This is a genomic window from Bacteroidales bacterium, assembly GCA_035342335.1.
Lineage (GTDB): Bacteria > Bacteroidota > Bacteroidia > Bacteroidales > JAGONC01 > JAGONC01.
Genome location: DAOQWY010000031.1, coordinates 1 through 26,114, shown reverse-complemented (window position 1 = coordinate 26,114; position 26,114 = coordinate 1). Strand labels below are relative to the sequence as shown.

Genomic DNA, 26,114 nt, shown 5'->3' with positions numbered 1-26,114 from the left:
CTGCTCCTTGTTTCATGCCGGGAAGTCAATGAACCTTGGCAGATGGCCCCTTCACCGCTGGTGACCCGGTGGGCGGCGGATGTGGGTCCCGGCAACGCCTGGCAGGAATATCCCCGGCCGCAGATGGTCAGAAATGAATGGCAGAATCTTAATGGATTGTGGGACTTCGCCATCCTGCCCGGGGACAGTGCGCCGCTAGGATTCTCAAGGAAAATCCTGGTTCCCTTCCCTGTTGAATCAGCTCTTTCGGGAATCGGGGAAAAAGTGGGAACAGGCAACAGGGCCTGGTACCACCGCAATTTCAGGATCTCTCCTTACTGGAAAGGCCGAAGGATCCTCCTTCATTTTGAAGCTTCCGACTGGGAGACGAAAGTCTGGCTGAACGGTGCCTTCGCAGGTGAACACCGGGGGGGATATGATCCCTTTACACTGGACATCACGCAACACGTGAAGCCGGGCGTTAAAAATGAGATCCTGGTCTCGGTATGGGATCCCACCAACGATGGTTACCAGCCCCGGGGTAAGCAGGTCAATGAACCGAAAGGCATCTTTTACACGCCTGCCACCGGCATCTGGCAAACGGTCTGGCTGGAACACGTATCAGACTCCTACATTCAGGACCTGAAAATTGTGACCGATATCGATTCAGTATGGATACGCATCCTGCCGGAAATTATCAACCCCCTGGCCAGCGACCTCGTCCAGCTCGATATCGGCGACTCGGTGGTGGCATCGGGGAATCCCGGCCAATGGATCATCCTTCACATCAGGGATGCCCGGCTCTGGCAGCCGGATGATCCATTCCTCTATTCCATCCGGATCCGGCTTTTCAGGGGCGACGGGATGCTGGATGAGATCACCACCTATGCCGGTCTTCGTGAAATTTCACTGGGGAAGGATGAGAAAGGATTTATGCGGATGTTCCTCAACCGCAAGCCGGTATTCCAGAACGGTCCGCTTGACCAGGGTTTCTGGCCCGACGGGATCTACACCCCCCCCACGGAGGAAGCCATGCGCTACGATCTGGAAATGACCCGGGCGATGGGATTCAACATGCTCCGCAAGCACGTCAAGGTGGAGAACCGACGGTTCTACTACTGGTGCGACAAAATGGGTCTGCTCGTATGGCAGGATATGCCCAGCTCGCGCGGATATGTTCCCCCCGGAGACCCGGACCTGGTCCGCCCGGAGGCCGAGCGTGTCCAGTTTGAGCTGGAGCTCACCCGGATGATCCTGCACCTGATCAATCATCCCAGCATTGTCGTTTGGGTGCCTTTCAATGAAGGCTGGGGACAGTATGAGACCGACATGGTGGTTGAACTGATCCAGTCACTGGATTCCACACGCCTTGTCAACAATGCCAGCGGATGGCAGGACAGGGGAGCGGGCGACATATTCGATATTCATCATTACCCGGAGCCGCGGATGCCCGACCTGGGAGACAACCGGGCATCGGTGCTGGGCGAATTCGGAGGTCTTGGATTTTTTACCGAAGGACATACCTGGCAGAAAGAAAACTGGGGATATCAGAAGATCACGGATAAGGATTCACTGCTGATGCGTTTTACAGAATTCTACGACTCCGTGAAAGTGTTCAGGGACCGTGGCATGAGTGCGGCGGTCTATACCCAGATCACCGACGTGGAAACCGAATGCAACGGACTGATGACCTACGACCGCGCCGTGCTGAAGATGGATACGGCGGCGGTGAGGAGAATTCTGTGGTTTGAGTAGCCAGTAGCCGGTAGCCGGTAGCCGGTAGCCGGTAGCCGGTCAACAGGTTAACAATTTGACAATTTAACAATTGAATAACAACGAATGACAATGAATGACAATGAATGACAAACTAAAGACTCTATTCATTCTTCCGATTCTTTTTCTTTCATCCTGTTCCCAAAAGCAAGAACAATCCAGAGAATACCCCATTCTTCCCATCCCCTTCACCCAGGTAACCGTCACCGATAATTTTTGGGCGCCGCGGATCCGGACCAACAGTCAGGTGACCATCCCCATCGCTTTCCGGCATTGCGAAACCACCGGCCGGATACGCAACTTTGAGGTCGCCGCAGGAATGGAGGAAGGAAGTTTTTGCACGGAATACCCCTTCGACGATTCCGACGTCTTCAAGATCATCGAAGGAGCCTCGTATACACTTCATGTTCAGTATGATCCGGAACTCGACCGGTACCTGGATACCCTGATCCTGAAGATCGCCGCTGCCCAGGAGGACGACGGTTATCTGTATACAAACCGTACGATCAACCCCGACAGTGCCCATCCCTGGGCAGGGACCAAGCGATGGGAACTGACCCACGAACTCAGCCACGAACTTTACAACGCAGGCCATCTTTATGAAGCGGCAGTGGCGCATTACCTGGCTACGGGAAAACGTTCACTTCTGGACGTTGCATTAAAGAATGCCAAACTCGTTGATCGTGACTTTGGATGGGGAAAAACAGAGAATTATACAGGACATCAGGAGATCGAAATAGGATTGGTGAAACTTTACCGTGTAACAGGCGACAAAAGGTATCTTGACCTGGCCAAATTTTTTCTGGATGTGCGTGGACCCGGTGGTGAGGAGTACTGTCAGGCCCATCAAAAGGTGGTGGATCAGACCGAAGCGGTCGGCCATGCGGTCAGGGCCTGCTATATGTACTCGGCGATGGCGGATGTGGCTGCACTGACGGGCGACCAGGCATATGTGGACGCCATCAGCAGGATATGGGAAAATGTGGTCTCGGAAAAATACTACATCACGGGCGGAATCGGGCAGGCAGGCCATAACGAGGGATTCGGGGAGGATTACTACCTGCCGAACCTGGAGGCCTATTGCGAGACCTGTGCCTCCATCGCCATGGTGTTCTGGAATCACCGGCTCTTTCTGATGAAGGGGGATGCGAAATATCTGGACGTGATGGAGCGTACACTCTATAATGCCGCTGTGGATGGCGTGGCCCTGAGCGGGGATCTGTTCTTTTACCCGAATCCGCTGGCATCCGACGGGCGTCACCAGCGCAGGCCCTGGTTTGGATGCGCCTGCTGCCCCTCCAATATCTGCCGTTTTCTGCCCTCTATGCCGGGCTATATTTACAGCCAGCGCGGGAATGAGATTTTCGTGAATCTATACGTGTCAAGTGCAGCTTCGCTGGGATGCTGCAAGAACAAGTTGAATATCAGCCAGGAAACCAATTATCCCTGGGATGGGAATATTACGGTTATGATCGATCCGCAAAGATCCCGAAAATATACATTGTCCCTCCGGATTCCGGGATGGGCACGGAATGAGCCGGTACCAGGCGACCTGTATCGTTTCGAAAATCAGGATAACGGACAGGTCAACCTTCTGGTGAACGGAAAAACGGTCGATGCGCCTGTTCAGAATGGATTCATCAAGATCGACCGTAAGTGGAAGAAAGGAGACAAGGTGGAGTTAATCCTGCCGATGCCCGTCAGAAAAATCATCGCGCATGAAAAAGTGGAAGCCGACAGGGGGCTGATTGCCTTGCAGCGTGGACCGCTGGTCTATTGCCTGGAGGGAAAAGACCAGCCCGCAGGGAAGGTATTCGCCTATGATCTGTCGGATACTTCAACAATAACACCCCGCTATCGCGAAGATTTACTAGGAGGCATCATGGTCCTGGAAATGAACGGTAAATCCCTTTACCCCCTTACCGCCATTCCCTATTGTTACTGGGCAAACCGTGGTCCGGGAGAAATGGCTGTTTGGATAGAAGTAAACAAAAATTTATGAAACAGATATTTTTCCTTTTGCTGTTCTTCTCACTGCTGTTCTCCTGCCAGAGAAGTCCTGAATGGAAAGCACCCGCCGACGATTATCCGATTCAGGCTGTTCCTTTCACGCAGGTGAAAATGACCGATGCTTTCTGGAAACCCCGAATCGATACCAACCGGCTGGTATCGATACCCTATGCCTTTGAGCAATCAGAGGTCACCGGACGCATCGGTAATTTTGCCCTGGCCGGCGGATTGATCCGGGGAGAGCATAAAGGGGATTTTCCTTTTGATGACACTGACGTATACAAGATCATCGAAGGCGCCTCCTATTCCCTGGCCGTGGAGTACGATGCTGATCTTGACCGGTATGTCGACAGTTTGATCTACCTCATCGGCCAGGCCCAGGAAGACGATGGCTACCTGTACACCTGCCGCACCAACCAGTGCAGCCGGCTCGAACGCTGGATGGGCAAACAGCGGTGGGAAAGGCTCAACAGCCACGAGCTCTACAACTGCGGGCACCTTTATGAAGCAGCTGTGGCCCATTTTACAGCCACCGGTAAGAGAACACTTCTGGACGTAGCACTCAAAAATGCAGATCTGATCTGTACCGTCTTCGGCCCGGATTCCAGCCAGAAACATTGCCCATCCGGTCATCCCATTGTGGAAATGGCACTGGTGAAGCTTTACCGGGTGACAGGGGAACAGAAGTATCTGGACCTGGCAAAATACTTCCTCGACGAGACAGGAGCCGGTACGGATGGTCATCCGCTTAGCCAATACAGCCAGGACCATATGCCCATCAAGCAACAGGATGAAGCTGTGGGCCACGCAGTGCGCTTTGGCTATCTGTATTCCGGGGTGACAGACGTGGCAGCCATTACCGGCGACCAGGAGTATATGCTGGCCGCTGAGCGGGTGTGGGACAACGTGGTTGCTAAAAAATTTTACATTACAGGGGGAATCGGTGCAAGGGGAATGGGAGAGGGATTCGGTGAGAATTACGAATTGCCGAATATGACAGCTTATTGCGAAACCTGCGCCTCCATTGCCAATGTATACTGGAACCAGCGGATGTTCCAGATGACGGGAGATTCCAGATACATTGATGTCCTGGAAAAGACCCTCTACAACGCCCTGCTGTCGGGAGTTTCCATCAGCGGCGACCGGTTCTTTTATGACAACCTGCTGGAAGACAACGGTACCTGCGAACGCCAGCCCTGGTTTGGCTGTGCCTGCTGCCCGGGCAACATAACACGTTTTATGGCCTCCGTATCTGGCTACCAATATGCAGTGGACAATGACCGTGTTTTTGTCAACCTCTTTGCAGGTAGCGAAGCCACGATTCCTTTTAATGGTAAAGAGTTTAAAATCAATCAGAAAACAACCTATCCATGGGACGGACGGGTTGTTTTGACCGTGAATCCTGGCAGTTTGGCTGTGTTTGATCTGTGTTTCCGTATCCCTGGCTGGGCAAGAAACCAAGCGATTCCTTCCGACCTGTATGCTTTTACGGATACGGTCGAAAGCCGGGTTGATATCCAGGTCAACGGTAAGTTGACCGGTTACCGGCTGGAAAAAGGATATGCTATCCTTCACCGGCACTGGAAACCGGGCGACCAGGTAGTCATCGACCTGCCGATGCCTATCAGAAGGATCCATGCAAACGATGCAGTTGTCAACGACCGCAACAAGGTGGTGTTGCAACGCGGCCCCCTCATTTATTGCCTGGAAGGTGTTGATCAACCAGGTAGTGCATTGTTTTCCATTTTTTTACCCGATACAGCAAAAATTACCTCCTCTTTCCGTGGCGATCTTTTAGGTGGAATGGTCATCCTGGAAACACACGGTATGTCCCTCTCCCATAGAACAACGAATGACCATCAAATGACAATCAATGACCAGCAAATGACCACAAATGACCGACTCACCGCCATTCCTTACGCCTTCTGGAACAACCGCGGCCGCAGCCCGATGCTGGCATGGATCCCTGTAAATGCCGAATCAGCAGTCCCCGAAACTGAACCAACCATCGCTTCCAGGGCGGTTGCCTCTGCTTCCACCGACTGGGCACCCGGACTCAATGACCAGTTTGAGCCAGTTAATAGCAGGGACACGGATAAGTATTTCTTTTACTGGTGGTTGAAAAAGGGAACCACTGAATGGGTGCAGTATGATTTCGGTAAACCGTACACAGTTTCCCAGGTGCAGGTGTACTGGCTGCTCTTTGATCATTACGATTATGTTTGCCGGCCTCCCGCCGGCTGGAAAGTCCTTTATCTTAAGGAAGAGGACTGGCTCCCTGTTCACAATGACCATCCTTATGGGTTAACAGTGGATCAATACAACATTGTTCACTTTGAACCGATAACAACCAGGGCTTTACGCTTGGAAGCCGATTTACAGAAAGATCGATCAGCCGGGATAGTGGAGTGGAAGGTATTTTAGAATCCTTCCCCGAAGTTGAAATAAAATCCTTTCGATTCAAGTCCTATTCCGAAATCCACACGAATGTTGTACCTTGGCTGGATCTCAAACCGGTAGCCGATCCCGGCATTGGGCAGCCAGTAACGAAGGTCGTTCAGCTTCATTCCGATCGATCCCATTCCCACCCAGGTCACGAATCCGTGCCTGCTTTGGAAGCTGCCACTCAGATTGGGTTTCTTGCGATTCAACATCTGGCGGTATTCCAGCAGCCCGAAAATCATGGACCGGTCACGGAACCGGCCCCAGTAATATCCCCGAACATCATACGGGTTGCCCAGCAGCGACATGTCGGTCCAGGGCGTCGATCCCCAGGTGGTTCTTAGCTTTACTTCGCCTGCAAGCGTTGTTCTGTCATTGACCAGTTGAATGGGAATGTAACCGCGGTAATCCAGTTCAAGTATCCAGAACTCATTTTGTCCACCCAGGAAATGCCCATAGTACGTCACTCCAAGATCGAGCAAATTTCCCCTGTAAGCATTGACCATATTATCGCGGCTGTCATACTGGAATACAGCTCCGACACCGGTCGAGTAAACATTGTGCCCGAATTCCCTGATATACGGATCGGCTTCCATTACCGGATTCAGCTGGTCTGTCAGGTTTCGCGTAAGATCAAAATAAAGTCCGCCAAAAAAATTACTGCCTATCCGGTGGATTAATTTAATGGTTAGTTTATTCAGGTTTCGGTGATACAGGGTCGTTGTGTCGGATTTGTTTCTGTCCTTACCGTTGTAAAACCCAACACCCCAATAATGGTCAGGCATGGTCTTAAAACAATAATCACCCAGTATCCTGTACTGGTCATTCCTTCCATACATCGTCAGTTTGATGATCACCTGGAAGGACTTATTGGTACTGTAGCTTATGGTAAAGGGAATGGATGAACGTTCCAGCCGTGGATTGTTTTTCTGGGTTTTGAAGGTATATAACCCTCCGACGGTGAACAGGAATTTCAGTTCGGGAGCATAGCCCGGTGCGATGAAAGGGGTGAGCATGCCCTTGCCCGTTTCCATTTTGGCTATCCGAAGTGAATCCAGGTTGTTGATGATGTTTTCAACGCTGAATTTTTTTTGCCCCTGAGCATCTGGAACCAGGATTGACCAGGATAGAATGAGCAGCAGGAGAACGGTTAGATACTTCATTCCAGTGGGATGGGCCTTTGGGATTTGGAGCTAAAGTAGGGAAAAAAGTCATTCATTGACATTCATCGGCATTCGTTGTCATTCATTGTTACTCATTGTAATTTATGGTGATTTGTTATCACTTCAGGGGGCGGCACTCCATTCCTGAATGCACTCTTGGTTCGCAGTGCTGATTTGGGTCAGAAAGAGATAAATGGGTCCAATACCGGGTGCTTGTCCGGGGGTGGTCAGAACCTTATAGGATCTGGTCCAAAATTTGCTTACAAGTAGTACCGGAACGACAGAGGGCTTCCTGAGGCCCCGAGAACCAGCGGGATTCCCGATGTCCTTCCAGGTTTGAGTTCCTTATTTATAAAACGAAGTATCATGAAAACACAGGTTAAAATTCTTGCAGTCTTGCTCCTGGTCTCAGCCTTTACGGTGTTGATTCCGGAAAAGACAGTTGCTCATCATAGAGTGGTCATCGGCTTTCAGGTTTTCTATGATGAACTCGCTCCTTACGGTACCTGGGTATACCATCCCGTTCACGGATATGTATGGGTTCCCGATGCAGGTCCCGGTTTTTATCCCTACGCCTCGGAGGGTCACTGGGTTCTGACCTGGGCCGGGTGGACGTGGGTTTCCAATTATCCCTGGGGATGGGCGCCGTTTCATTACGGCCGCTGGTACATGGATCCTTTTTACGGACCCATGTGGATCCCGGGATATGAATGGGGACCCGGATGGGTGGCCTGGAGAAAATCAGGCGACTATTACGGCTGGGCACCCATTGGACCTGGCGTCAATATTTATGTTGCATACGGAAACGCGTACCATATTCCCCACCATCACTGGCGGTTCCTGAAAGGCCATCATTTTGGAAAACATGACCAGTATCACTACTATTCCAATGTATCGGAAAACACTGCATTCATCGATTACTCCACAGTAATCAATAACATCAGGAATGATCAGCCTACCAACGTACCATACAACGCCGGTCCCGACAGGAGGGAAGTTGAGAGATCCAGGGGTGAACCGGTTTCCACGGTTACGATCCGGGAAAGGGAGAAGCCGGGGCAATACCTTGACGGCAATATGCTTCAACTCTACGCACCGGAGGTTGAAAAGGATGGTTCCAATGGAAGAAAAGCTGCTCCTTCACGGGTGGCAAAACTGGAAGATCTGAAAGGTAAGACCCGGACATCGGAGAATATCAGCCGGAATACGAAAGATCAGACTGCTTCTCCGCCACCGGAAAGGCAACACAAGGTTACAGATGTGAAAAACACCGAACGTGGTACACCCCCACCACAGAATGTTCCGTCAAGAAGCAATGAGAGCGTGAAACGGTCAGGCCCGACCACACCATCAGGAAGCAATGAGAGCGTGAAACGGTCAGGCCCGACTGCTTCATCAGAAAATTCAGGGAATGTAAAGCCATCTTCTCAGTCAACTCGCGGAAGATAGTTCGATTTAAAAAGCGGGAAAATTTATAAGAGGGTGCCTCACTCAGGAGACACCCTCTTTTGAAAGCAGCGATAATGGCCTGTAATACAACTCCATCAAACAGTACTTGTTAAAAATCGCAAAAATTTTTATCTTTGCACACTTTTGAAGTGAAATTGATATCAGGGAGGACATTTCAACAGAGCAGTCGGACCATCTGAACCTGATCCTGAAAAGGGCCGTGCTTAAATTGATGGATGTTAAAAAAAATAGAATAATGGTCGTTCTTCAGCAATCTCTTTTCTGAGGGTAAAACGGGAAAATCGGAAACGAATAAAAAAGACTGAAGAAAATCGCATCTGTAGGACATTTGATAAACGTGTAATAAATTAAAAAGTATGAAAAGAAACCTATGGCTTTTATCCATAATCCTGATCCTGGGATTTACCAGTGTCCACGCGCAGAGCAGACCCTTCGGGCTGGGTCTGATGTTTGGCAGCCCGACCGGCCTTAGCGCCAAGCTCTGGTTAAGTGAAGCATCGGCCTTGGATGCCGGAGCTGCATGGTCGCTCTACCATGATGGTTATTTCCGTATTCACCTCGATTATCTTCACCACAGTTACCTGATCAACGTGAGTAAAGGCAAATTACCCTTGTATTACGGCATCGGAGGACGGGTTGGCTTTAGTGATGATGTCAGAGTGGGATTGAGGGTACCTGTCGGATTAGAATATATTTTTCCCAACGAATCATTTGATATTTTCTTTGAGCTTGTTCCGGGCATGGACCTTCTTCCGGCCACTGAGTTCCAGCTTGATGGGGCAATAGGTTGCAGATATTTCTTTTAAAAGAAGTAGTCACCGTATTTTCGGATATACCTGCTGACGCTGTAATCAAAACATATCCCGAATTAGATGAATGGTTTAAAAAAGGTATGTATATTGAGAGCTTTGCGCAAACCCGGTCGTCATTAAAATGCAAATAACTCATCACCTTTCTTCTGAGGTACTACAATGCCACCTTACAAAAGGATAAAACGTAACCCGGGGAAAACAGTCAAACATAAGGCCGGGTAAACAGGCCGATAGCCTTTACCAATCAAGACCGCTTAATTCTTAACTAGTTATGATAGTCATTCTCAGATATGTGAGGTGGTCGGTTTAAATCGGTGCAGACTCGTCAATTTGTCCGACGAATGCTTTGGATATCCCTCGACTTGAAATTACCGTTGCTGGTAAAAATGTTTACGGTATATATAATTGGATTCCTTAGGCAAAAGATTAAATCCCGTCTGACAGACTTGCTGCTCACCTTTTTGGCCATCTTTTTATTGTTTCCTGCCTGTAAACCAGTCGGGCTGGTTGATAAAGACTCTCGTAAATCATTTGCCGGTGAATGGAATTGCAATGATTACGAGAATGAAATATACAAATGACTTATCCAGTAACTTATACCAGGGATTCAACTGATGAATCCCGAATGATTCTGACAAATTTTGCTTTTATTGATGAACAACCACCCTATGGTATAGTGGATGGTAAGTCTGTCATGATACCAACCCAGCAGGTTTGTTATGATCAAAGCGTCACAGTGCAGGGGACAGGACAATATATCTCGAAAAATGAAAGCCATTGGGAATACACGGAAACCATAGGAGGGGATCTCCACACCTAAACGGCCATATTTCGAAGAGTTCGTCAATAAATGATCAGGAATATCCCACTGCCAGTTAACTTCATAATGTCCACAATGACAACGATACCAGGTACGGCTTATACATTTTTGCCTATAACGATTAATAAGTTCGTCAAGTATGGTAGAAAAAACCGTTAAAAGGTGGTCAGTTTGTCCGTTTTACGCAGGCTTATGCTGATGTATCACAACTAAGATTCTTTAATAACTCTGTTATCAATAAATCGTTGTGGTTTTCTGCCGACTCCGATGTTCTGCTTTTCCTTAATCTTTTCAATATCCGTGAAAATAATTTCAGGCATGACCCTCAGTGATGCATGCAGATAGGAAATAAGTTTTGACAGCAGTTTGGTGGATTGATCTTTTGCTGCAATCCAGATAGTTATGTTGTCAGTATCTAATTCACTGGAAGAAACCTCCAAAACATAGTCAATTATATTGCTGTTCCCGTCAAGAATTTCATAGATTGATGACGGATACAGTGATGTGCCTTTGAATTTAATAATTTGTTTCTTACGTCCAAGAATGGGAGAAATGCGCAGTGTATTGCGTCCACATTTACAGGGTGAATCATACAATGTGCAAATATCACCAGTCCGGTAGCGGATGAGTGGCATTCCTTCCACCCCAAGTGTTGTTATTGACAGTTCACCTTTTTCTCCATACTCCAGAGGATTGCCTTCCTCATCCAAAATCTCTGCGATGAGTAATTCAGGGTGCATATGTCCCCCAGTGCCAAAGGAACATTCTGTAAAAGCTGTTTGAATTTCGGTTGATGCATAGGTGGAGTACAATTCGATCTTCCATTGCTCATTTATCCGTTTCCCGATCGTAGTAAATTCAAGATTCTCATTTCGAATATTCTCACCTATGCAAACAGCACGTTTCACAGATGAATCCTTATAGTTAATATTGTTATCCTGAGCATATTCTATCAAATTAAGAATAAATGAGGGAACAACCACAAGTGATGTCGTATTGACCCTTGATATGGTTTCCCATTGCATGGAAGGTGCACCCGGGCCGGTTCTGATAATCCCCGCTTTCAGGCGCAAAGCACCAAGATAATATGCAATACCGGCCATGAACTGTTTATCCAGGGTCAGCACCAGTTGAAATATATCTTTTGAAGAAGCGCCCGAGCATAGAAATGAAAGGTACTCATTGTAAGCTAACCGGTCAATATCATTTCGCGTAAGAGCAATTGTGACGGGGGTTCCTAATGTCCCGGATGTCGTAGTGTATTCTATGACCTTATGTTTAGGCACACATAAAAAATCCATATTATGGACCTGTAAATCCTCTTTTGATGTTGTGGGAATATTCTTAAGATCCTTAAGGGATAAAATTTTCTTAATATTAACATGTTGTTCTTTAAACAGAGAGGCATAAAATGGTGATTTCTCATTGACATATGATAATAACCCTTTTAGTTTTCTTTCCTGAAGGGAGACAATCTCTGAAACGCTCAACCTGTCAATTGCCAGCATCATAACTTTATTAACTTCCTTTCATTTGACATCAAGTCAGAAATTATCCATTTACAGGGTAAAAGTAATAAAAAGATTCTCCGTAAAATAGTGCTGAAATGGAAACAGAGTTTATCGGGGCGTTTCAACAGCACCTCAGGCTTTTAAATTTTGCAAAGATCGTTTCGCCTTTCCGATAGACCGCATTTACCTTTAATTCAGCGTAATCTTCTTCTGAAATCGAACCCCAGAGCGACACCTCAGGATGCATTACAGGGTCGATCACCTCTAAGAATTTGATAGTTGATATCTCCTTAATGACCATCTCTTTATCTGCAATCCGGGAAAGAACTGCAGCGAGGATCTCTAAGAGAAAAACACCCGGAACGATCGGTTTACCCGGAAAGTGTCCGGTGAAGACCGGATGAGCCGGGTTAAAGGCAATTTCAGCGATGAAAGTGCCTTGGTCAGTGCTTAGCCGGGTTATGGTGAAGAATGTCAGCTGGTCATTAGTCATGTGTCTCACGTGGGGGCGGGTGATAAATCAATTGAATGACCAGCGAGTCATCTTTATTGAAGTCGAACGCTGCCTGCTCAAACTTCGGACGCCCGTGAGCCTTAGGATTTTTAGAAAATCCATAGCCCTCAAAAGGGATGCCTATTTCATTGGCATCCAACTTCCCGTTGAGGTTTTCATCATGATATACTGCTATGGCGAGGCGTCCTTCCGGAACATCTTCCATAACAATAATTTCTGCTTCCGAACTTACTCGCAACTTCCTTTTCATCACTGCACTGTCGGGAACATAGAAAAATTCAGCCCGCCGGTGGATGCCCAGGTACAAATCTCCCTTGATTGGTTTGATGTTCCTGATGGTGACCACAAGTCGGTGCCTTTCATCCTGGGGAGGAAGCACAAAAAGTAAAGCGATCAATAAAATAGTCCATTTCATCATTTAAACTTAATGAGCACCGGTTCTAAGAATCTCATCAGGACTTCATGGATGAACACCACAGCGTTTACTAAGCGAAAATTCAACATGACGATAACAGGATGAGAGCGTGGTAAATATTTCTGTAATGATTGTAGATCAGGATATTGTTTACCCGGCCGGATTTCGGCCGGTCGTTCAGCATCACGGCAGCCGGAATATTGCCGTTTTTGAGGATCTTAGCTGCCAGCCACAGTGCAAACGATGAAGCCAGGTAATGTTCCCCGCACAGATGTTTGAACCATGCGGTACAAAGTATGGAGTAGTTATCCAGGACTGGTTGATAAACGGCATCAGATGCCGGATCACCGTTCATCCCCAGCAGAAGCAAGTCGATATCCTTGACGCTGATATTTTTTGATTCAAGAAATTCCTGTACCATGCTGAGTGCAATATCTTGGTTGCCAGGATTGAAACGTGTGGTTAATCCCCTTATACAAGCGTAATTTCCGTGATTTTCTTCCGTGGTCAGCAGGAAAAAAGCAGCTCCTTCACCGGCAATAGTTCCTGGCCTCTTATCTTCAAGAAGCTCCAAATTACTGATCTCGCCTTTTTTCCAGAAACCCAGGCTGTCGGTCATGTCAAAGTACAATTCCGTGATCTCCTCAATACCTCCTAACAGGACTTTGTCCGATGGTTTTTCGGCGAGCCACATCAGGCTGTCCAGCAGAGCATGCTCGAATGAAACCGGGCCATGAACGTAGGTCACGTTGTAGTTTTTGCAACCGAGCATGACGGCAATATGCGCTCCGACGGTGTTATGCGTTGACTGCATGAAAGCCGTAGGATTGAGCATCTCCTCGCCATTATCGAGTAAGCTGTTGAGGAACTTTTCAGTCTCCCCCTGCATGCCCAGGCCGGTGGCGGTGATGATGGAATCAGGTTTTTCAATGCCGGCATCCTGAAGGCACATACCTGCAGAAGTTACGCCCATTTTGAGTAACCGGCCCATACGCCTCAGTTGAGCAGACTTAATAAAGTTTTTATAATCCGGTTCCACCGACTGAAGCTTCGCTGTGTGATATTCACGGATTCCCTCGGGGAAAACCTCTTTTTCAAAGGTCGGTTGCGGTGAGATATTTCCTATGCCTCGGATGAATGCTTTCATATCAACAGGATGATAGGATTAACGTGGAATCGTTTCCCCCGAAACCGAATGAATTGCTGAGCACGTGTTTCAACCTGATACCTGTCACCATTTCCTTCAATGGTTCGAAGCTGAGTTCGTCTATTTTTTCTCTGAAATTCAGGTTAGGGAAGAGGATGGAGTTTGTGATGGAGAGAACGGAAATGACAGCTTCAACGGCCCCGGCGGCGCCAAGGGTATGTCCGGTGAACGGTTTGGTAGATGAAACGTATGGGATTTTTTTTCCGAAGACCCGTTCAATGGCAATGCCTTCGGTAAAATCGTTGTTATCGGTTCCGGTGCCATGGGCGTTGACATAGTCAATGTCACAGGGTTTCAGACCGCAGGATTCAAGGGCTCGTGACATAGATAGGAACGGACCGGATCCGTCGGGTGAGGATGCGGTTTGGTGGTACGCATCGTTAGCGTTGGCAAAACCGCTGAGTTCGCATAGCGGTGTTCTATCCCTGAGCGCTTTTTCCGATTCCAGCACCAGGAAGGCAGCACCTTCGCCGAGGTTTAGTCCCATTCGGTTTTTGTCGAAGGGGCGGCACGGCTTTTTGTCGAGGATCATCAGCGTATTGAAGCCGTTGAGGGTGAATTTCGAGAGAGCATCGGTTCCCCCCGCCAGGACCCGATCGATTATCCCATGGCGGATCAGCCTGGTCCCGAACATGATGGAGTTGGCAGATGAAGAGCAAGCAGTGCTCATGGTGGTGACCATATCGCGGAAACCATAACTGACGGCTATTTTCTCGGTATGGTCGTTGCAACCGTGGGTCAGGATAAAGTTGGAATATGGAGCGCCCTGGTGGTAATTGCGGTAGTTAATCTCGGTCCGGTCCATTCCACCCACAGTGCTGGCGGAACTGATGCCGGTACGGAAATGGCTGTCTTTGGGGTCGATACCGGCATCCTTCAGTGCTTCACCGGCGGCGATCATTCCCAGCAATGCTGTGCGGGTGTGCATCTCAAGATCGGTGATGCCTGCCATTTCAGCAAGTTGCTCATTAGTGAGTTTAATCTCTCCGGCGGGCAGTTCACCGCGGTATATGGTGTCAAGGATGGTTAATGGTTGGATACCGGACCGGTTGGTCTGAAGCGAGGCCAGGGTTTCTCCTGCATTATTCCCGATGGCACAGATAATCCCGATGCCCGTGACAAAAACCCTGTTTGCCATCCGTTTACTTATTTTGGTTCTCCAGAATATATTCGGCCATGGTCCGGACTGATGTGAATATCCTGCGTCCTTCCTTGGGATCTTTGATCTTGATGCCATATTCTTTTTGGAGCAAGACAATAAGTTCCAGTACATCGATGGAATCAAGTCCAAGCCCGTCGCCGAAAAGAGCCATGTCAGAATCAATATCTTCCGGTTTCACCTCTTCCAGGTTCAATACCTGAATAATCTCTTTCTTTAGCTTTTCGATCAATTCTTCCACGCTATATAGCTTTATTAAATATTCTTTCAAAATTTGACAGGTCAAAGATACACATTTTCTTAGGTTTGACAAGTGATGTTGCTGTCTCCTCTTTCTCAACCAGCATCAGGCTAACTGACGTTTTATTATGGTATGATTCCACCCTCCCTGTAATGCAGCATTTAAACCGGTTCTGTAAAAAATGATCATACACATATTCATAGAGCTGCCGGGCATCGGGCATCTTGCAGATCAGCACGGCGTTTTCGCCTTTGATTCTATGCTTTATGGCAATCTCGCCCACCATGACGTTCGGTAGCGTATAGACGAATACCGAAGGACTTGGAAAATAATTTTGCCTGTCATTGATGCTTTCCTGATGTTTTTCATCGGTTTCAAGGGAAGAACTGGAATTCTGCAGGATGATTCCTATCTCTTGCGCATCATAACGATGGGTGATTTCCTGGTTTTTTAATAAGACTTCAGCGGACAAGAATGCAAGTTTGCACAGAGCGTCCATCTTAAAAAACTTTGGATAATTGATTTTAAGATTGCGGTACGCGGATTTGAGGAATTCCGGTGGTTCCGAGGTGGGATGATCAAAGATGACCGAACCGTTCAGCCTGATTTCCGGTGGTTTAATCAAACAGTACTGAGTGATAAGCATGGATGCCGATTTTCAGGATAATGATGTGAAGATACGTAAAAATCGGGAGGCAGTGATTAATTACCAATGACAATCGCTGCATTACAACCTCCGAAACCTGATGCGGTTTTCAGGACGCGCCTTACAGGTTGATATCTGTTGTCTGTAATGATGTTCAATGGCCTGGATACTCCATTTTTTGTGTAGCCTGCCGATTTGAAGAGGATATTGTTCCGTATGGAAAAGGCTGAAAGGATGGTTTCGATAATTCCGGCGGCGCCAAGTGTGTGCCCTATGTATCCCTTGAAGCTGTTGACGGGGACAGGGCTTAATCCGGCCCGGTCCAGCGCAAGGGACTCCATTTCGTCGTTAAAAGGGGTTGCTGTACCGTGTGCAGAAATGAAATCTATCTCTTCTGAAGAGACACCTGCCTCTTTCATGGCTGCGGAGATAGCCAGGGTTAGTCCTTCACCATCGCGGGAGGGACCGGAAATATGATTGGCATCGTTTGTGGTCGCCCCACCAAGGTACTCCACAGCGCGGTGATGGACTGCGATGTTTGCATCAGCAGTCAATATCACTGTGCCACAGCCTTCCCCCAGTGAAAGCCCGGTGCGGTGGGCATCGAAAGGGCTGCAGGCAACGGGGCTGAGCGCCTGGAAGGATTGAAATCCAGAAACGATAAACTCAGAGAGGATATCGCCGCCCGTTACAATTGCTTGATCATAACGTCCTGATGTGATGAGCCTTGATGCTGCCATGATCGCTACGGAGCCCGAAATGCAGGCATTGCTGATAATAAAAGGCTTGTTGGGGCTGCCAAAAAATTGCGTGATCACTTCAGCCATCCGCCACAGATGAACGCGGTCAGGTTCGAAAAACTTTCGGCGGTAAATTTCCAGCAAATCAATATTACCCTTGGTCGTCGAAAAGATAAAGATCGTTCGCGGATTGGCAGGATCGATTGGATTTCCGGTCAGCGCATTTAAAATGGAAAGAATGAAAATTTTCTCCAGGCGGGTAAATGAACTGGTACAATGGGATTTCCCAATGAATTCCCTGACTTTTTCGTCCAAAAGGTCATCTTTGATCCCGGAAAAGGCCAGAGGACCTGGACATAATCGTTCATCCGTCGTTAAGGCAATCCCTGTCCGGCCCTTTAATACCTGTTCAGCATTTTCTGCTGTCGTAAATCCAAGGGAAGTGATGACATTGTCCGCGCCGAAATAAACCCTGCGCATGTCTTTAAATGATGCGGTAAAATTACAGATTGACATTATAATCCCCACTCTTTTTTCCAGGCTTCGAGCATAGGAGGAATATAAAGTACCAGTTCCCGGTTCATGTCCATGAACACCTGCACACTTTCGCCAGTGGCCACCAGTTCTTTGTCGGATGAACGGAAAATCCTGAATGCGAATATGATCTTAGCTGCTTCGTTATTCACATAACGGGTTTCCACAATCACATGATCATGGTAAGATAACGGTTTCTTATAGTCACAGCTCAGCTTGACAACCGGCGCCATATAACCATTTTCCCTGATTTCCATATAGCTGATCCCGTATTTTCTCCCGAAGCTTTCCCGTCCTTCCTCCATGTATTTCACATAATGCCCGTGCCATACAATATTCATGGAGTCAACTTCACTGAAGCGTACGGGAAATTCCACAGTTGAAATGAGTTGTTTTTCAGGCATAGTAATTCATCATTAAAATATCGAACTGAACGTCTTTTCATCACACTTCACTTCTGTCTTACCTTCCCTCCATTTTTCTCTCACTTACCCAGATTGCGGCAATTAAATTTATGATAAAAAAAATGATCAACGCAGCAAGGTTACCGCCGATGTTCTGTATTCTCCCGCCCCGCAGTAAAATATCGTAGAATCCGCTGAGGCTCCAATTCAATGGGGAAACGATGCTGACCGATTGCATAAGGTCTGGCATCATGAAAACAGGAACCCAGATACCACCGAGTGCGGCCATGATGATGACCGACACTATTCCAAATACAGCGGCCTGATCCTGAGTACGTGCAACGCTGCCGACCAAAACACCATAACCTGTAGCTGCGAGGCTGGTGGCTAAAGCCATCAGAAACAATGCGAGCTTACTGTTTCCGAGCATCAAGGGGGGTAAATCGAAAAAAGGAAATAACATCTTGCCGATGATAAGCATCAGGATAAACTGTATCATGCCAACAATCACAAATACAGTCAGTTTGGCTCCAAGGAACTTGAAGCGGTTGTTTGGCAAAATCCGAAGCCTTGTGGCCAGGCCGCTTTCCTTTTCTTTCATGATGTTCCCTGTCAGGGGGATTATGATGAAGAACATGGCAAAAATAGTCCAGGCCGGCACGTTGTGCTGAACGGAATTAGGAATGACCTCGGTGTATTCATCCTGTGCATAAATCTCTTCATAAATGATACCACTGCCCGGATCGGTCAGCGGAGCAGGAGGCTCGGGAAGGTATTGCGCTATTTCATCAGAGAGTGCCCGGAACAGGATGCCGGCTTCTATTTTGGATGTGAAATTCTCCAGGGCATTCCTGACGGTGACTTTAAATGAGACGTTTATCGCCGGATCGAAATAAATGATGATTCTGGCTTTTGACAGGGTGTCTTCAGGCAATGATTCGCCGGAATTCATCAAGGTCTGCTGCACGAGTCTCTGACCCCGTGCCCGGATCGCCGCCGTTGAACCTTCCCGGATCACCACGCCCATCTGGTAACGACCCTGGGTGACCTGGCTGAGCAGTGTTTTTTCATCGATCGGCATGCCGTCCAGACTGCTAACAACCTCGAAGTACTTTGCTTTTTCCAGTCCTTCTTTTACCTGCAGCCCAAGCGTATCCTTGTCTTCATCAAGGTACAGCAGAGCAAGCTTCGTTTCATCCATTTTCCGGAAGGAAGCATCCTGTAATAGGGTCATTACCATCACCAATGCCGCCGGCATGAGGAATATCAATCCCAGTCCGGTCAGGTCGCGCACCAGGATCAGGTACTCTTTTTTTACAGAAGCCAGGAACCTGCGCATCAGTGATCTCTTAAAGTTCTTCCGGTCAAATGAAGAAAAATACTCTCCAGGTTGGCATAGCCGGGCCAGCTGCCGATCATTTCAGCAGGTTTGCCCTCTGTGATGATCCTGCCCTGGTCGATGATCGCAATCATCGAGCATAACTGTTCGGCTTCTTCCATGTAGTGGGACGTATAAACGATGGTAGTCCCTTCGCCGTTGAGTTTTTTAAGGTAATCCAGGATCACGGTTCTCGATTGCACATCAATACCTACTGTCGGTTCATCCAGGAACAGGATACGCGGTTTGTGAAGAATGCCTGCAATCAGGTTGATGCGACGCTTCATCCCTCCTGAATAGGTCCGGATCAAGCGGTTTGCGTATTTTTCCAGCCCGAACACAAACAAGGAATGATTTACTCGCTCACGCAGTACGTTACCGTGCAATCCATACATGGTCCCGAAAAAATTCAGGTTTTCGCGAGCTGTGAGTGTAGGATACAGGGCCGTATCCTGAGGGACTGCACCGATAAGTTGCCTGATCTCCTTAAGGTTATTATTATGGTCAAAACCAGCCAGTTGCACACGCCCTGATGTGGCGGCCAGCATACCGCATAAAATGTTAATGGTTGTGGTTTTGCCAGCGCCATTGGGGCCCAACAGGCCAAATATCTCCCCTTCCGGCACGGACAGGCTCACTCCGTTGAGGGCAGGTTCTTCCGAGCCTTTGTAAAATTTAACAAGATCGAGGATTTCGATGGCGGGAATTCCAGACATCAGGTTAGCTTGATTTGACGCAAAATCCGATAAATTTTTTCTTCCCGTTCAGCAATATCAAAAAGAACCTCAGATGCGGCTATATAGCTCTCATCCTGACCCGCCCTGTTTTTAAAGATCCGTCCGGCGATCAGTGCGAATTCCCGCCAGCGGTCGCCGACCTCAGTCATTTCTTTCGACATCTCATTGAGCCAGGGTTGTTTCATCTCACGGGCTGCTTCCTGTAAAAATGCTGCGTAAATGAAACGAAATCCTGCCCCGCCGGTTCCAATCTCTTCAAGCATCCTTACCATTTGTCCCATGTAAAGCGAGGCTTTCTTTTCCCCAATTTTCTGAGGCCATTTGCGCATTCGTTTGGCAATGTATCGTATCCCTTTCACTCCAAACCAAGGGATCGGAATAGTCAGCATGTCTTTACAGGTTTGTTGAATGCCTTTAACGATGGCCTTTTTGAGATCATATGAAGATGCTGTTTCCTTTATGAAATACATCCTGCCTTTAGGCGGATATGTTCCTTTGGCAAATCGGACACGCCTTAGGTCATCAGCCGTCAAGCGTTCAATAGTGGGCATGATCGAGTCACTTACAAGGTATTCTCCGTTTTCTTTGCCAATAATAACTATATTATGAGCATTGAAATGAAACCGGTAAGCAGGCGGGAAATAAGTCAGGTGATAAACGCCAACCAGGCAACCGGTAGGGATATCCTGTTGAAGATTTCTGTCTAATGCCGCCATTGATCCGGCCTGGTCCTTAAATTTGTAACGCTGAATCTTTAATCCGAGCCTGCGTGTGACCCTGTTGAAGATCTGACCGGGCCATGGGCGGAAAGATATCACCGGTATGTCATTTAACTTCATGAACGGCAAGTAGGAGAAGAAGAGTCCGGACCCGATACCAAAGATCATGGGCTCGCTTAGAGCGATGTCGTAATGACGTAAAAGATTGGAAGTGGCCCCGTTTTCGCAGTGCGCTGCCTGGTGATGCAGGAATTCGATATGGTAAGAAGGTTCACTCATTGGTTTTTCAATGTTTCCTGAAAGTTACGCAATTCGTCCATAGTGATGCCAAAGGTTTCCGAGTAACGTGCAAGGATGTCCTCTTCAAGTCGGGAGAAATTTTCGGGTTTAAGGTGTTTTCTCACCTTTCTCCGGGTCAGATCAACATAATCTGCAAGCAGTTTCACATCCATGATGTTTTTTTCCATGTAGTAGGCAATGGGGCTGACTTTGCCAGCCAGAACATCCTCTCTGACCTGTTCCACTTTTTCATTGATGACTTCCCAGGCCTGCAGCATGGCATCAACCTTGGGTTTCCAGCCTTTGCTCAACACGGTGACATAGTTGCCGTGTTCATCCAGGGCATAACATACATCATCGAACCGGCCTTCCGTCAATCCCTGATCCTGCGGAACTTCTTTCTTCTTCATGTCATCATTGATTGATCATCTGTTAAAAAAATCTGTAATTCAGCTTCAGCAGCCAGTTGCCCATTAACTTCGACCTTTCCTGTTACGACCGTAGCCATGAACATTTCATGCTCAACGCGTACAGTGGTGACAAGGTCTGTACCAACTGCCGGATTGAAGTGCAACCGGAAATTTTTTACACTTCCGATCACACCCATCGGAACTCTTGCATTCTCACAGCCTGTTTTTTCTTTCATCGACCATCCGATCCTGGCTGCTGCCGTCTGGGCCATGTTTTCGATCATGCCGGCAGCAGAAAAATGCCCATTATCGCTAAAGAGCATATTTTCCCGGATATTCAAAGCTGTTACGGACTGGGATTCATCACACCGCAACAACCGGTCGACCATCACCATTGGCGGCCGCTGGGGAATCAATTTCAGGATAGCATTCTCAAAAACAGGCATAAATGAAACAAAGGTTTCAACCGGCAGAGGCAAAATTAGTGAAAGAAATCAATCGATGGTTATCTGGGCGAAAACGTAAGGGAATTGTGCACTTTCATCCGCTATTATCAAATCATCATCCTGCTTACGTATTTTTACAAACCAGTAACGTATGGCATAAGCCAATTCCATCATGAATAGCTTCAAGTTCCAATCCAGCCTTTTCTATCAGATTGAAAAACACATCTGAATGGTACATCTGGCTATTCCCATTGGCAATACTGGTAAAATACAAAGAGGTCATCTGCAGCGAAAATGCTGAAGCCTTGAACCTTTGCCTGTCCCAGAAAGGTTCCAGGATACATACCCGTGCATGGTCATCCATTGCCAGAGCACATCGTTTTAATATCGAAATGACCTGCTCATCGGAGAAACAATCCAGGAACTGACTCATCCAGATGATATCAAATCCTGCAGGGATTGAACATGATTCATCAAGAATATCAGCCTGAATAAAATCCATGCGATGATTAACGCCATTCTTCAGGGCAATTTCCTTTGCCAATGAAAGTTGTGCGGGAATATCCATGATCACTACCCGTACCTCAGGAGCGTATGATAAGCATTGCAAAGCGAATCTCCCCGTGTTGCCGCCAAGATCCAAAATATTTTCGTGTAAGTAGGTGAGCAGTTTGGGTAAAACTTCCTTAAATGCCTGATCAGAATAATAATGATCAAATTTATACCAGCTCTCTTTAACCCTGGGTGGAAGTTCTGACAAAGCCTCGTATATGGTTTTCCAGTTGCCAAAATAGTTGAGGCCTTCCGGAGTCCCTTTTAGAATTGAATCTTCCAGATAAAAAAGTCCCTGATAGCAAACATCATTCACGAAATCACAATTTGCTTCAGTGAGATCATCATTACAAAAAATAACCCCAGTCTTGGTGGCATAGTATTTATCATCTTTGCAATAGAGCAATCCGATGGCTAGTCCGGCTTCACAAAGAACCCGGGTGCCATATGCACTTAACTTGCATTCATTTTCAACTTCAGACAATGCCATTCCATTGTTCTTCCTTTTTCCAATTGCTGACAGTACCCCAAAATTTCGCAATGATCTTGCTGCCTGAAAAACCATAGGTGCAAATGCGATCCATTGTGCATTTCCCATTGCTTCCAGCGCTGACAGTTTATCTTCGTTGTAAAAACTCATTATAGTAACTGAATTTCAATAAATGCCACCATCAATGGAAATAGTCTGTCCGGTAATATAGGAAGCTTTTTCAGAAGCAAGAAAAGCTGCCAGTTCAGCAACCTCTTCAACGGTACCAAAGCGTTGCATGGGGATTGTGCTTCTCAGGTCTTTCTCATTCAATTCCTTGGTCATATCAGTCCTGATAAATCCAGGAGCAATGGCATTAACGGTAATTCCACGCCTGGCAACCTCCTGGGCCAACACTTTGGTGGCGCCAATGATTCCGGCTTTGGAAGCTGAATAGTTCACCTGGCCTGGAAGTCCTTTTAATCCTGACAAGGACACAATGTTAATGATCCGCCCGTATTTACGTTCAATCATGCCGTCCAGCACGGCTTTTGTCACAAAGAAAAAACTATTGAGATTCGTATCAATTACCTTTTTCCATTGCCCATCTGTCATCCAGATCATCAAAGCGTCATCACGGATACCAGCATTATTAACCAGAACTTCAAGTTCGCTGTCAGGATTTTGTTTGTGCCAGTTTCCTAACATTTCATCAACCTGTTGCTCATCTGCCACATTAAATCTAAGCAGCTTGACCTCCCTACCCATTTGCTCGATCTCTTGCTTTGTCAACAATGCGTCACGCTCATTGGACAGATAATTCAGAAGCATATTGTAACCCAGGGAGCCAAGTTTGATAGCTATTGCTCTTCCAATGCCTCTTGAACTTCCAGTAACTAAAGCGAATTTCATGAATCTGTTCAATTTATTTAGTTATGCACTGGCATCTCCCATTCGTGAGAGAGGCTTATTCCCAAAGGTTCATCAATCCTTTTCCATTGTGCTTCAAAAAGATCCTGAGTGTTTCCTGCTCCTGGGTGGTTGCACGATCAGAGGTGATCACAGGGAAAATATTCCGCAGTTCTTCGTAAATCTTTTTATTAAATGGCGATAACTGATCGTAGAGTTTAAGTGCATCCACCGCCTGGAGTACTGCAACAGCTTCAATGGCAATTACTTCAAAAGTATTATCAATAATTCTTGAAGCAATGCAAGCAGCATTGAATCCCATGCTTACAATATCCTGGTTATCGTTATTACAGGGAATACTGTGTGTATACGACGAGGCAGATAACGTCTGATTTTCAGAGGTAGTAGAAGTGGCGGTGAATTGCATACCCTGTAATCCAAAGTTAAGGCCTAAAACTGACAAGTTTATGAAAGGTGGAAGTTTCCCATTTAACTGACTGTTCAATAAATAGTTTAATTGTCTTTCGGAAAGCATGGAGAGTCGGGTCATGACCAGCTTTAATTTATCCATTTCGAGCGAGATATAATCTCCATGAAAATTACCACCATGATAAATATTCTTTGTCTTATAATCGATAATTGGATTATCGTTCGTGGAATTTAACTCATCTTCAATTATTTTACCGGAAAATGCAAGTGTATCGTAAACAGGCCCAAGAATTTGTGGTATGCAACGCAATGAGTAATATTCCTGAACTTTTTCCTTGAAATAATCTTCTGATTTATTTTTATCCCAGTGATCATTCCGTGACCTGGTAAGCCTGGATCCAACAAGAATCTGACGTGCCAGTAAGGCTATTTCCTGCTGTCCCTTATGTCTTTTGGTGTCATTCAGTTCAGATGAAAAATGATCATCAAATGCCTCCATTACTTCATTGATCATCACAGAAAGAATTAACATCCATTCGAGGGCAGTTTTGGCGAATGAAATGTTCAATGCAGCTACTCCAGTCATAGCCGATGTACCGTTAATCAATGCCAGTCCTTCTCTCAGCGCCAGCTTAATCCCTTGAAGCCCCTTCTTGCTGAATGCTTCTGAGGTCGGAAGTAGCTGACCATCAGCGTACGACATTCCTTCACCGATAATTGCCGTTGCAATATGAGCCAGCTGGACAAGATCACCGCTTGCTCCAACCCCTCCATGAAGCGGAACGCATGGAACAACGCCCTCATTATACATTTGAATCATGTGACGGATCAAGTCATCGGTCACTGCTGAATGCCCCCTTACCAAAGTATTCAGCCTTGAAATGAAGATGGATTTGCACTCAGGAAGTCCTAAATAAACAGGATATCCGGTATGATGGCTCCGGATCAGATTATATTGTAAATCAATCAGTTTTTCGTTTGATACACTAAATTGAGCCATTGGCCCCAATCCCGTATTAACTCCATAAATATTAAACCTTACATTTGCGGAAGTCAGGAATTCATTGCTTTTCTTAATCTTTTCCAGTATTTGAGGGGTAATACCAATCTTTTCTTCACTATAGGATAATGTGAGGAGTTGTTTTGAAGTTAAAGAATAGCCATCCAGCAGAATCATACAGCATTTAATTTAGCACAAAATTAATGATCTTGGGCTAACATTAATGCATAAATTATTTTTTTGGTTCATCGCAATAATCCGTACCTGTTCTCATAAAGGGCATAAATTTTCAAGGCGAAATATTCCATATCTCTGTACCATAGGCTCTTCGCTTAAGTACCTTGATTTCATTATTAAATCCCTCTGGAGGACCAGTGGATATTTGAAAGTCAACCCCATTAAGGATATCAGTTCGATGAGCCATCAAGTTGTTCCAGGCGTTCACGTTTTTTCTTTCATCGTTCAGGTTCTTGTTGTTCTTCAGCAACAACCAGCGTATTCCTTTAATCAGGTCTCTGTCGTTTAGAAATGTTTCGTCATGATACAAAGCCCGTCGTATTTTGTCCAACGTTTGGTTCATCAGAATGGCAACAGAAGACCGGTCAAATATGATTTTTTTCTGTTTTCGATATTGAACATCGAATATCGCTCAATCGACAATCGACAATAAAAAATGCCGCCAGGTTTACCTGCGGCATTTTTCGTGGGCCCACCTGGGCCACAATAATTTTATATGTAATTGTATATCAATACTATTAAAAATATGAATTAAAAAATTCATTTAAAAATCACTTTAAAATGTTTTACACTAAAAATTTTTGATTCTATCATCATTTTATCTATAATAAATGTGGCGGTACTTCTGGAGGTATTGGAGCGCTGCACTCAGGTATTTTAACCCCGATCTAAACTGATACCGGCAAATAGCCGTAAATGATACCACTTT

General features: G+C 46.6%; 23 protein-coding genes. 5 read left to right on the top strand and 18 right to left on the bottom strand.

Going from position 1 to position 26,114, the window contains the following annotated elements:
• Positions 1-42 precede the first annotated feature (42 nt).
• From PKI34_12260 to PKI34_12250, 3 genes are all read left to right on the top strand, one after another.
• Positions 43-1,734 carry a glycoside hydrolase family 2 TIM barrel-domain containing protein gene (locus tag PKI34_12260; GenBank protein HNS18582.1) on the top strand — a complete coding sequence of 564 codons (1,692 nt, stop codon included), beginning with the start codon at positions 43-45 and terminating at the stop codon, positions 1,732-1,734.
• A 100-nt stretch (positions 1,735-1,834) separates the two neighbouring features.
• Entirely contained in the window at positions 1,835-3,754 is a 1,920-nt protein-coding gene (locus tag PKI34_12255; GenBank protein HNS18581.1) for a glycoside hydrolase family 127 protein, read from the top strand.
• Positions 3,751-6,186: a glycoside hydrolase family 127 protein gene (locus PKI34_12250; GenBank protein HNS18580.1), complete on the top strand. Its 2,436-nt coding sequence runs from the start codon at positions 3,751-3,753 to the stop codon at positions 6,184-6,186. Before PKI34_12255 ends, PKI34_12250 begins: the two co-directional genes overlap by 4 nt.
• Here PKI34_12250 and PKI34_12245 read toward each other — a convergent pair.
• Complete coding sequence (locus PKI34_12245) at positions 6,183-7,367, bottom strand: BamA/TamA family outer membrane protein (protein ID HNS18579.1); 1,185 nt, start codon at positions 7,365-7,367, stop codon at positions 6,183-6,185. The genes PKI34_12250 and PKI34_12245 overlap by 4 nt on opposite strands.
• Before the next feature lie 366 nt (positions 7,368-7,733).
• Here PKI34_12245 and PKI34_12240 point away from each other — a divergent pair, with 366 nt between their 5' ends.
• Both PKI34_12240 and PKI34_12235 read left to right on the top strand, forming a co-directional pair.
• The gene (locus tag PKI34_12240; GenBank protein ID HNS18578.1) at positions 7,734-8,816 is read left to right on the top strand and encodes a hypothetical protein; all 1,083 of its coding nucleotides are present in this window, start codon (positions 7,734-7,736) and stop codon (positions 8,814-8,816) included.
• A 377-nt stretch (positions 8,817-9,193) separates the two neighbouring features.
• Positions 9,194-9,643, top strand: coding sequence for a hypothetical protein (locus PKI34_12235; GenBank protein HNS18577.1), 450 nt, complete (start codon positions 9,194-9,196; stop codon positions 9,641-9,643).
• A gap of 1,035 nt (positions 9,644-10,678) precedes the next feature.
• Here PKI34_12235 and PKI34_12230 read toward each other — a convergent pair.
• From PKI34_12230 to PKI34_12150, 17 genes are all read right to left on the bottom strand, one after another.
• Positions 10,679-11,977 (bottom strand): AMP-binding protein, encoded by a 1,299-nt coding sequence (locus PKI34_12230; GenBank protein ID HNS18576.1) that lies wholly within the window; start codon positions 11,975-11,977, stop codon positions 10,679-10,681.
• A 124-nt stretch (positions 11,978-12,101) separates the two neighbouring features.
• A complete protein-coding gene (locus tag PKI34_12225) occupies positions 12,102-12,473 on the bottom strand; it encodes a hypothetical protein (protein HNS18575.1) in 372 nt (123 codons plus the stop codon).
• Positions 12,466-12,912 carry a DUF2141 domain-containing protein gene (locus PKI34_12220; GenBank protein HNS18574.1) on the bottom strand — a complete coding sequence of 149 codons (447 nt, stop codon included), beginning with the start codon at positions 12,910-12,912 and terminating at the stop codon, positions 12,466-12,468. Before PKI34_12220 ends, PKI34_12225 begins: the two co-directional genes overlap by 8 nt.
• 79 nt (positions 12,913-12,991) lie before the next feature.
• Complete coding sequence (locus PKI34_12215) at positions 12,992-14,056, bottom strand: beta-ketoacyl synthase chain length factor (protein ID HNS18573.1); 1,065 nt, start codon at positions 14,054-14,056, stop codon at positions 12,992-12,994.
• A 1-nt stretch (position 14,057) separates the two neighbouring features.
• On the bottom strand, positions 14,058-15,254 hold the full coding sequence (locus PKI34_12210) for a beta-ketoacyl-[acyl-carrier-protein] synthase family protein (protein HNS18572.1): 1,197 nt from the start codon (positions 15,252-15,254) through the stop codon (positions 14,058-14,060).
• Between the two features lie 4 nt (positions 15,255-15,258).
• On the bottom strand, positions 15,259-15,516 hold the full coding sequence (locus PKI34_12205) for a phosphopantetheine-binding protein (GenBank protein ID HNS18571.1): 258 nt from the start codon (positions 15,514-15,516) through the stop codon (positions 15,259-15,261).
• Between the two features lies 1 nt (position 15,517).
• Positions 15,518-16,162, bottom strand: coding sequence for a hypothetical protein (locus PKI34_12200; protein HNS18570.1), 645 nt, complete (start codon positions 16,160-16,162; stop codon positions 15,518-15,520).
• 56 nt (positions 16,163-16,218) lie between these two features.
• Positions 16,219-17,382 carry a beta-ketoacyl synthase N-terminal-like domain-containing protein gene (locus tag PKI34_12195; protein HNS18569.1) on the bottom strand — a complete coding sequence of 388 codons (1,164 nt, stop codon included), beginning with the start codon at positions 17,380-17,382 and terminating at the stop codon, positions 16,219-16,221.
• Positions 17,383-17,417: 35 nt separating this feature from the next.
• Positions 17,418-17,840, bottom strand: coding sequence for an acyl-CoA thioesterase (locus PKI34_12190; protein HNS18568.1), 423 nt, complete (start codon positions 17,838-17,840; stop codon positions 17,418-17,420).
• 58 nt (positions 17,841-17,898) lie between these two features.
• Positions 17,899-19,179: an ABC transporter permease gene (locus PKI34_12185; protein ID HNS18567.1), complete on the bottom strand. Its 1,281-nt coding sequence runs from the start codon at positions 19,177-19,179 to the stop codon at positions 17,899-17,901.
• A complete protein-coding gene (locus PKI34_12180; protein ID HNS18566.1) occupies positions 19,179-19,934 on the bottom strand; it encodes an ABC transporter ATP-binding protein in 756 nt (251 codons plus the stop codon). The genes PKI34_12185 and PKI34_12180 overlap by 1 nt, the downstream gene beginning before the upstream one ends.
• Positions 19,934-20,953, bottom strand: coding sequence for a BtrH N-terminal domain-containing protein (locus PKI34_12175; protein HNS18565.1), 1,020 nt, complete (start codon positions 20,951-20,953; stop codon positions 19,934-19,936). The genes PKI34_12180 and PKI34_12175 overlap by 1 nt, the downstream gene beginning before the upstream one ends.
• Positions 20,950-21,363, bottom strand: coding sequence for a hypothetical protein (locus PKI34_12170; protein ID HNS18564.1), 414 nt, complete (start codon positions 21,361-21,363; stop codon positions 20,950-20,952). Before PKI34_12170 ends, PKI34_12175 begins: the two co-directional genes overlap by 4 nt.
• Positions 21,360-21,809, bottom strand: a complete 450-nt coding sequence (locus PKI34_12165; protein ID HNS18563.1) for a pseudouridylate synthase — start codon at positions 21,807-21,809, stop codon at positions 21,360-21,362. The genes PKI34_12170 and PKI34_12165 overlap by 4 nt, the downstream gene beginning before the upstream one ends.
• A 124-nt stretch (positions 21,810-21,933) precedes the next feature.
• Positions 21,934-23,001 carry a class I SAM-dependent methyltransferase gene (locus tag PKI34_12160; protein HNS18562.1) on the bottom strand — a complete coding sequence of 356 codons (1,068 nt, stop codon included), beginning with the start codon at positions 22,999-23,001 and terminating at the stop codon, positions 21,934-21,936.
• A 15-nt stretch (positions 23,002-23,016) separates the two neighbouring features.
• Complete coding sequence (gene fabG / locus PKI34_12155) at positions 23,017-23,742, bottom strand: 3-oxoacyl-ACP reductase FabG (GenBank protein HNS18561.1); 726 nt, start codon at positions 23,740-23,742, stop codon at positions 23,017-23,019.
• Positions 23,743-23,797: 55 nt separating this feature from the next.
• Positions 23,798-25,345, bottom strand: a complete 1,548-nt coding sequence (locus tag PKI34_12150) for an aromatic amino acid ammonia-lyase (GenBank protein ID HNS18560.1) — start codon at positions 25,343-25,345, stop codon at positions 23,798-23,800.
• Positions 25,346-26,114: the final 769 nt, after the last annotated feature.

Excerpts from the sequence above, each read along its gene's own strand:
- PKI34_12260 (HNS18582.1), top strand. The coding sequence starts at position 43 with ATGGCCCCTTCACCGCTGGTGACCCGGTGGGCGGCGGATGTGGGTCCC.
- PKI34_12255 (HNS18581.1), top strand. The coding sequence starts at position 1,835 with ATGAATGACAAACTAAAGACTCTATTCATTCTTCCGATTCTTTTTCTT.
- PKI34_12250 (HNS18580.1), top strand. The coding sequence starts at position 3,751 with ATGAAACAGATATTTTTCCTTTTGCTGTTCTTCTCACTGCTGTTCTCC.
- PKI34_12245 (HNS18579.1), bottom strand. The coding sequence starts at position 7,367 with ATGAAGTATCTAACCGTTCTCCTGCTGCTCATTCTATCCTGGTCAATC.
- PKI34_12240 (HNS18578.1), top strand. The coding sequence starts at position 7,734 with ATGAAAACACAGGTTAAAATTCTTGCAGTCTTGCTCCTGGTCTCAGCC.
- PKI34_12235 (HNS18577.1), top strand. The coding sequence starts at position 9,194 with ATGAAAAGAAACCTATGGCTTTTATCCATAATCCTGATCCTGGGATTT.
- PKI34_12230 (HNS18576.1), bottom strand. The coding sequence starts at position 11,977 with ATGCTGGCAATTGACAGGTTGAGCGTTTCAGAGATTGTCTCCCTTCAG.
- PKI34_12225 (HNS18575.1), bottom strand. The coding sequence starts at position 12,473 with ATGACTAATGACCAGCTGACATTCTTCACCATAACCCGGCTAAGCACT.
- PKI34_12220 (HNS18574.1), bottom strand. The coding sequence starts at position 12,912 with ATGATGAAATGGACTATTTTATTGATCGCTTTACTTTTTGTGCTTCCT.
- PKI34_12215 (HNS18573.1), bottom strand. The coding sequence starts at position 14,056 with ATGAAAGCATTCATCCGAGGCATAGGAAATATCTCACCGCAACCGACC.
- PKI34_12210 (HNS18572.1), bottom strand. The coding sequence starts at position 15,254 with ATGGCAAACAGGGTTTTTGTCACGGGCATCGGGATTATCTGTGCCATC.
- PKI34_12200 (HNS18570.1), bottom strand. The coding sequence starts at position 16,162 with ATGCTTATCACTCAGTACTGTTTGATTAAACCACCGGAAATCAGGCTG.
- PKI34_12195 (HNS18569.1), bottom strand. The coding sequence starts at position 17,382 with ATGCGCAGGGTTTATTTCGGCGCGGACAATGTCATCACTTCCCTTGGA.
- PKI34_12190 (HNS18568.1), bottom strand. The coding sequence starts at position 17,840 with ATGCCTGAAAAACAACTCATTTCAACTGTGGAATTTCCCGTACGCTTC.
- PKI34_12185 (HNS18567.1), bottom strand. The coding sequence starts at position 19,179 with ATGCGCAGGTTCCTGGCTTCTGTAAAAAAAGAGTACCTGATCCTGGTG.
- PKI34_12180 (HNS18566.1), bottom strand. The coding sequence starts at position 19,934 with ATGTCTGGAATTCCCGCCATCGAAATCCTCGATCTTGTTAAATTTTAC.
- PKI34_12175 (HNS18565.1), bottom strand. The coding sequence starts at position 20,953 with ATGAGTGAACCTTCTTACCATATCGAATTCCTGCATCACCAGGCAGCG.
- PKI34_12170 (HNS18564.1), bottom strand. The coding sequence starts at position 21,363 with ATGAAGAAGAAAGAAGTTCCGCAGGATCAGGGATTGACGGAAGGCCGG.
- PKI34_12165 (HNS18563.1), bottom strand. The coding sequence starts at position 21,809 with ATGCCTGTTTTTGAGAATGCTATCCTGAAATTGATTCCCCAGCGGCCG.
- PKI34_12160 (HNS18562.1), bottom strand. The coding sequence starts at position 23,001 with ATGAGTTTTTACAACGAAGATAAACTGTCAGCGCTGGAAGCAATGGGA.
- fabG (HNS18561.1), bottom strand. The coding sequence starts at position 23,742 with ATGAAATTCGCTTTAGTTACTGGAAGTTCAAGAGGCATTGGAAGAGCA.
- PKI34_12150 (HNS18560.1), bottom strand. The coding sequence starts at position 25,345 with ATGATTCTGCTGGATGGCTATTCTTTAACTTCAAAACAACTCCTCACA.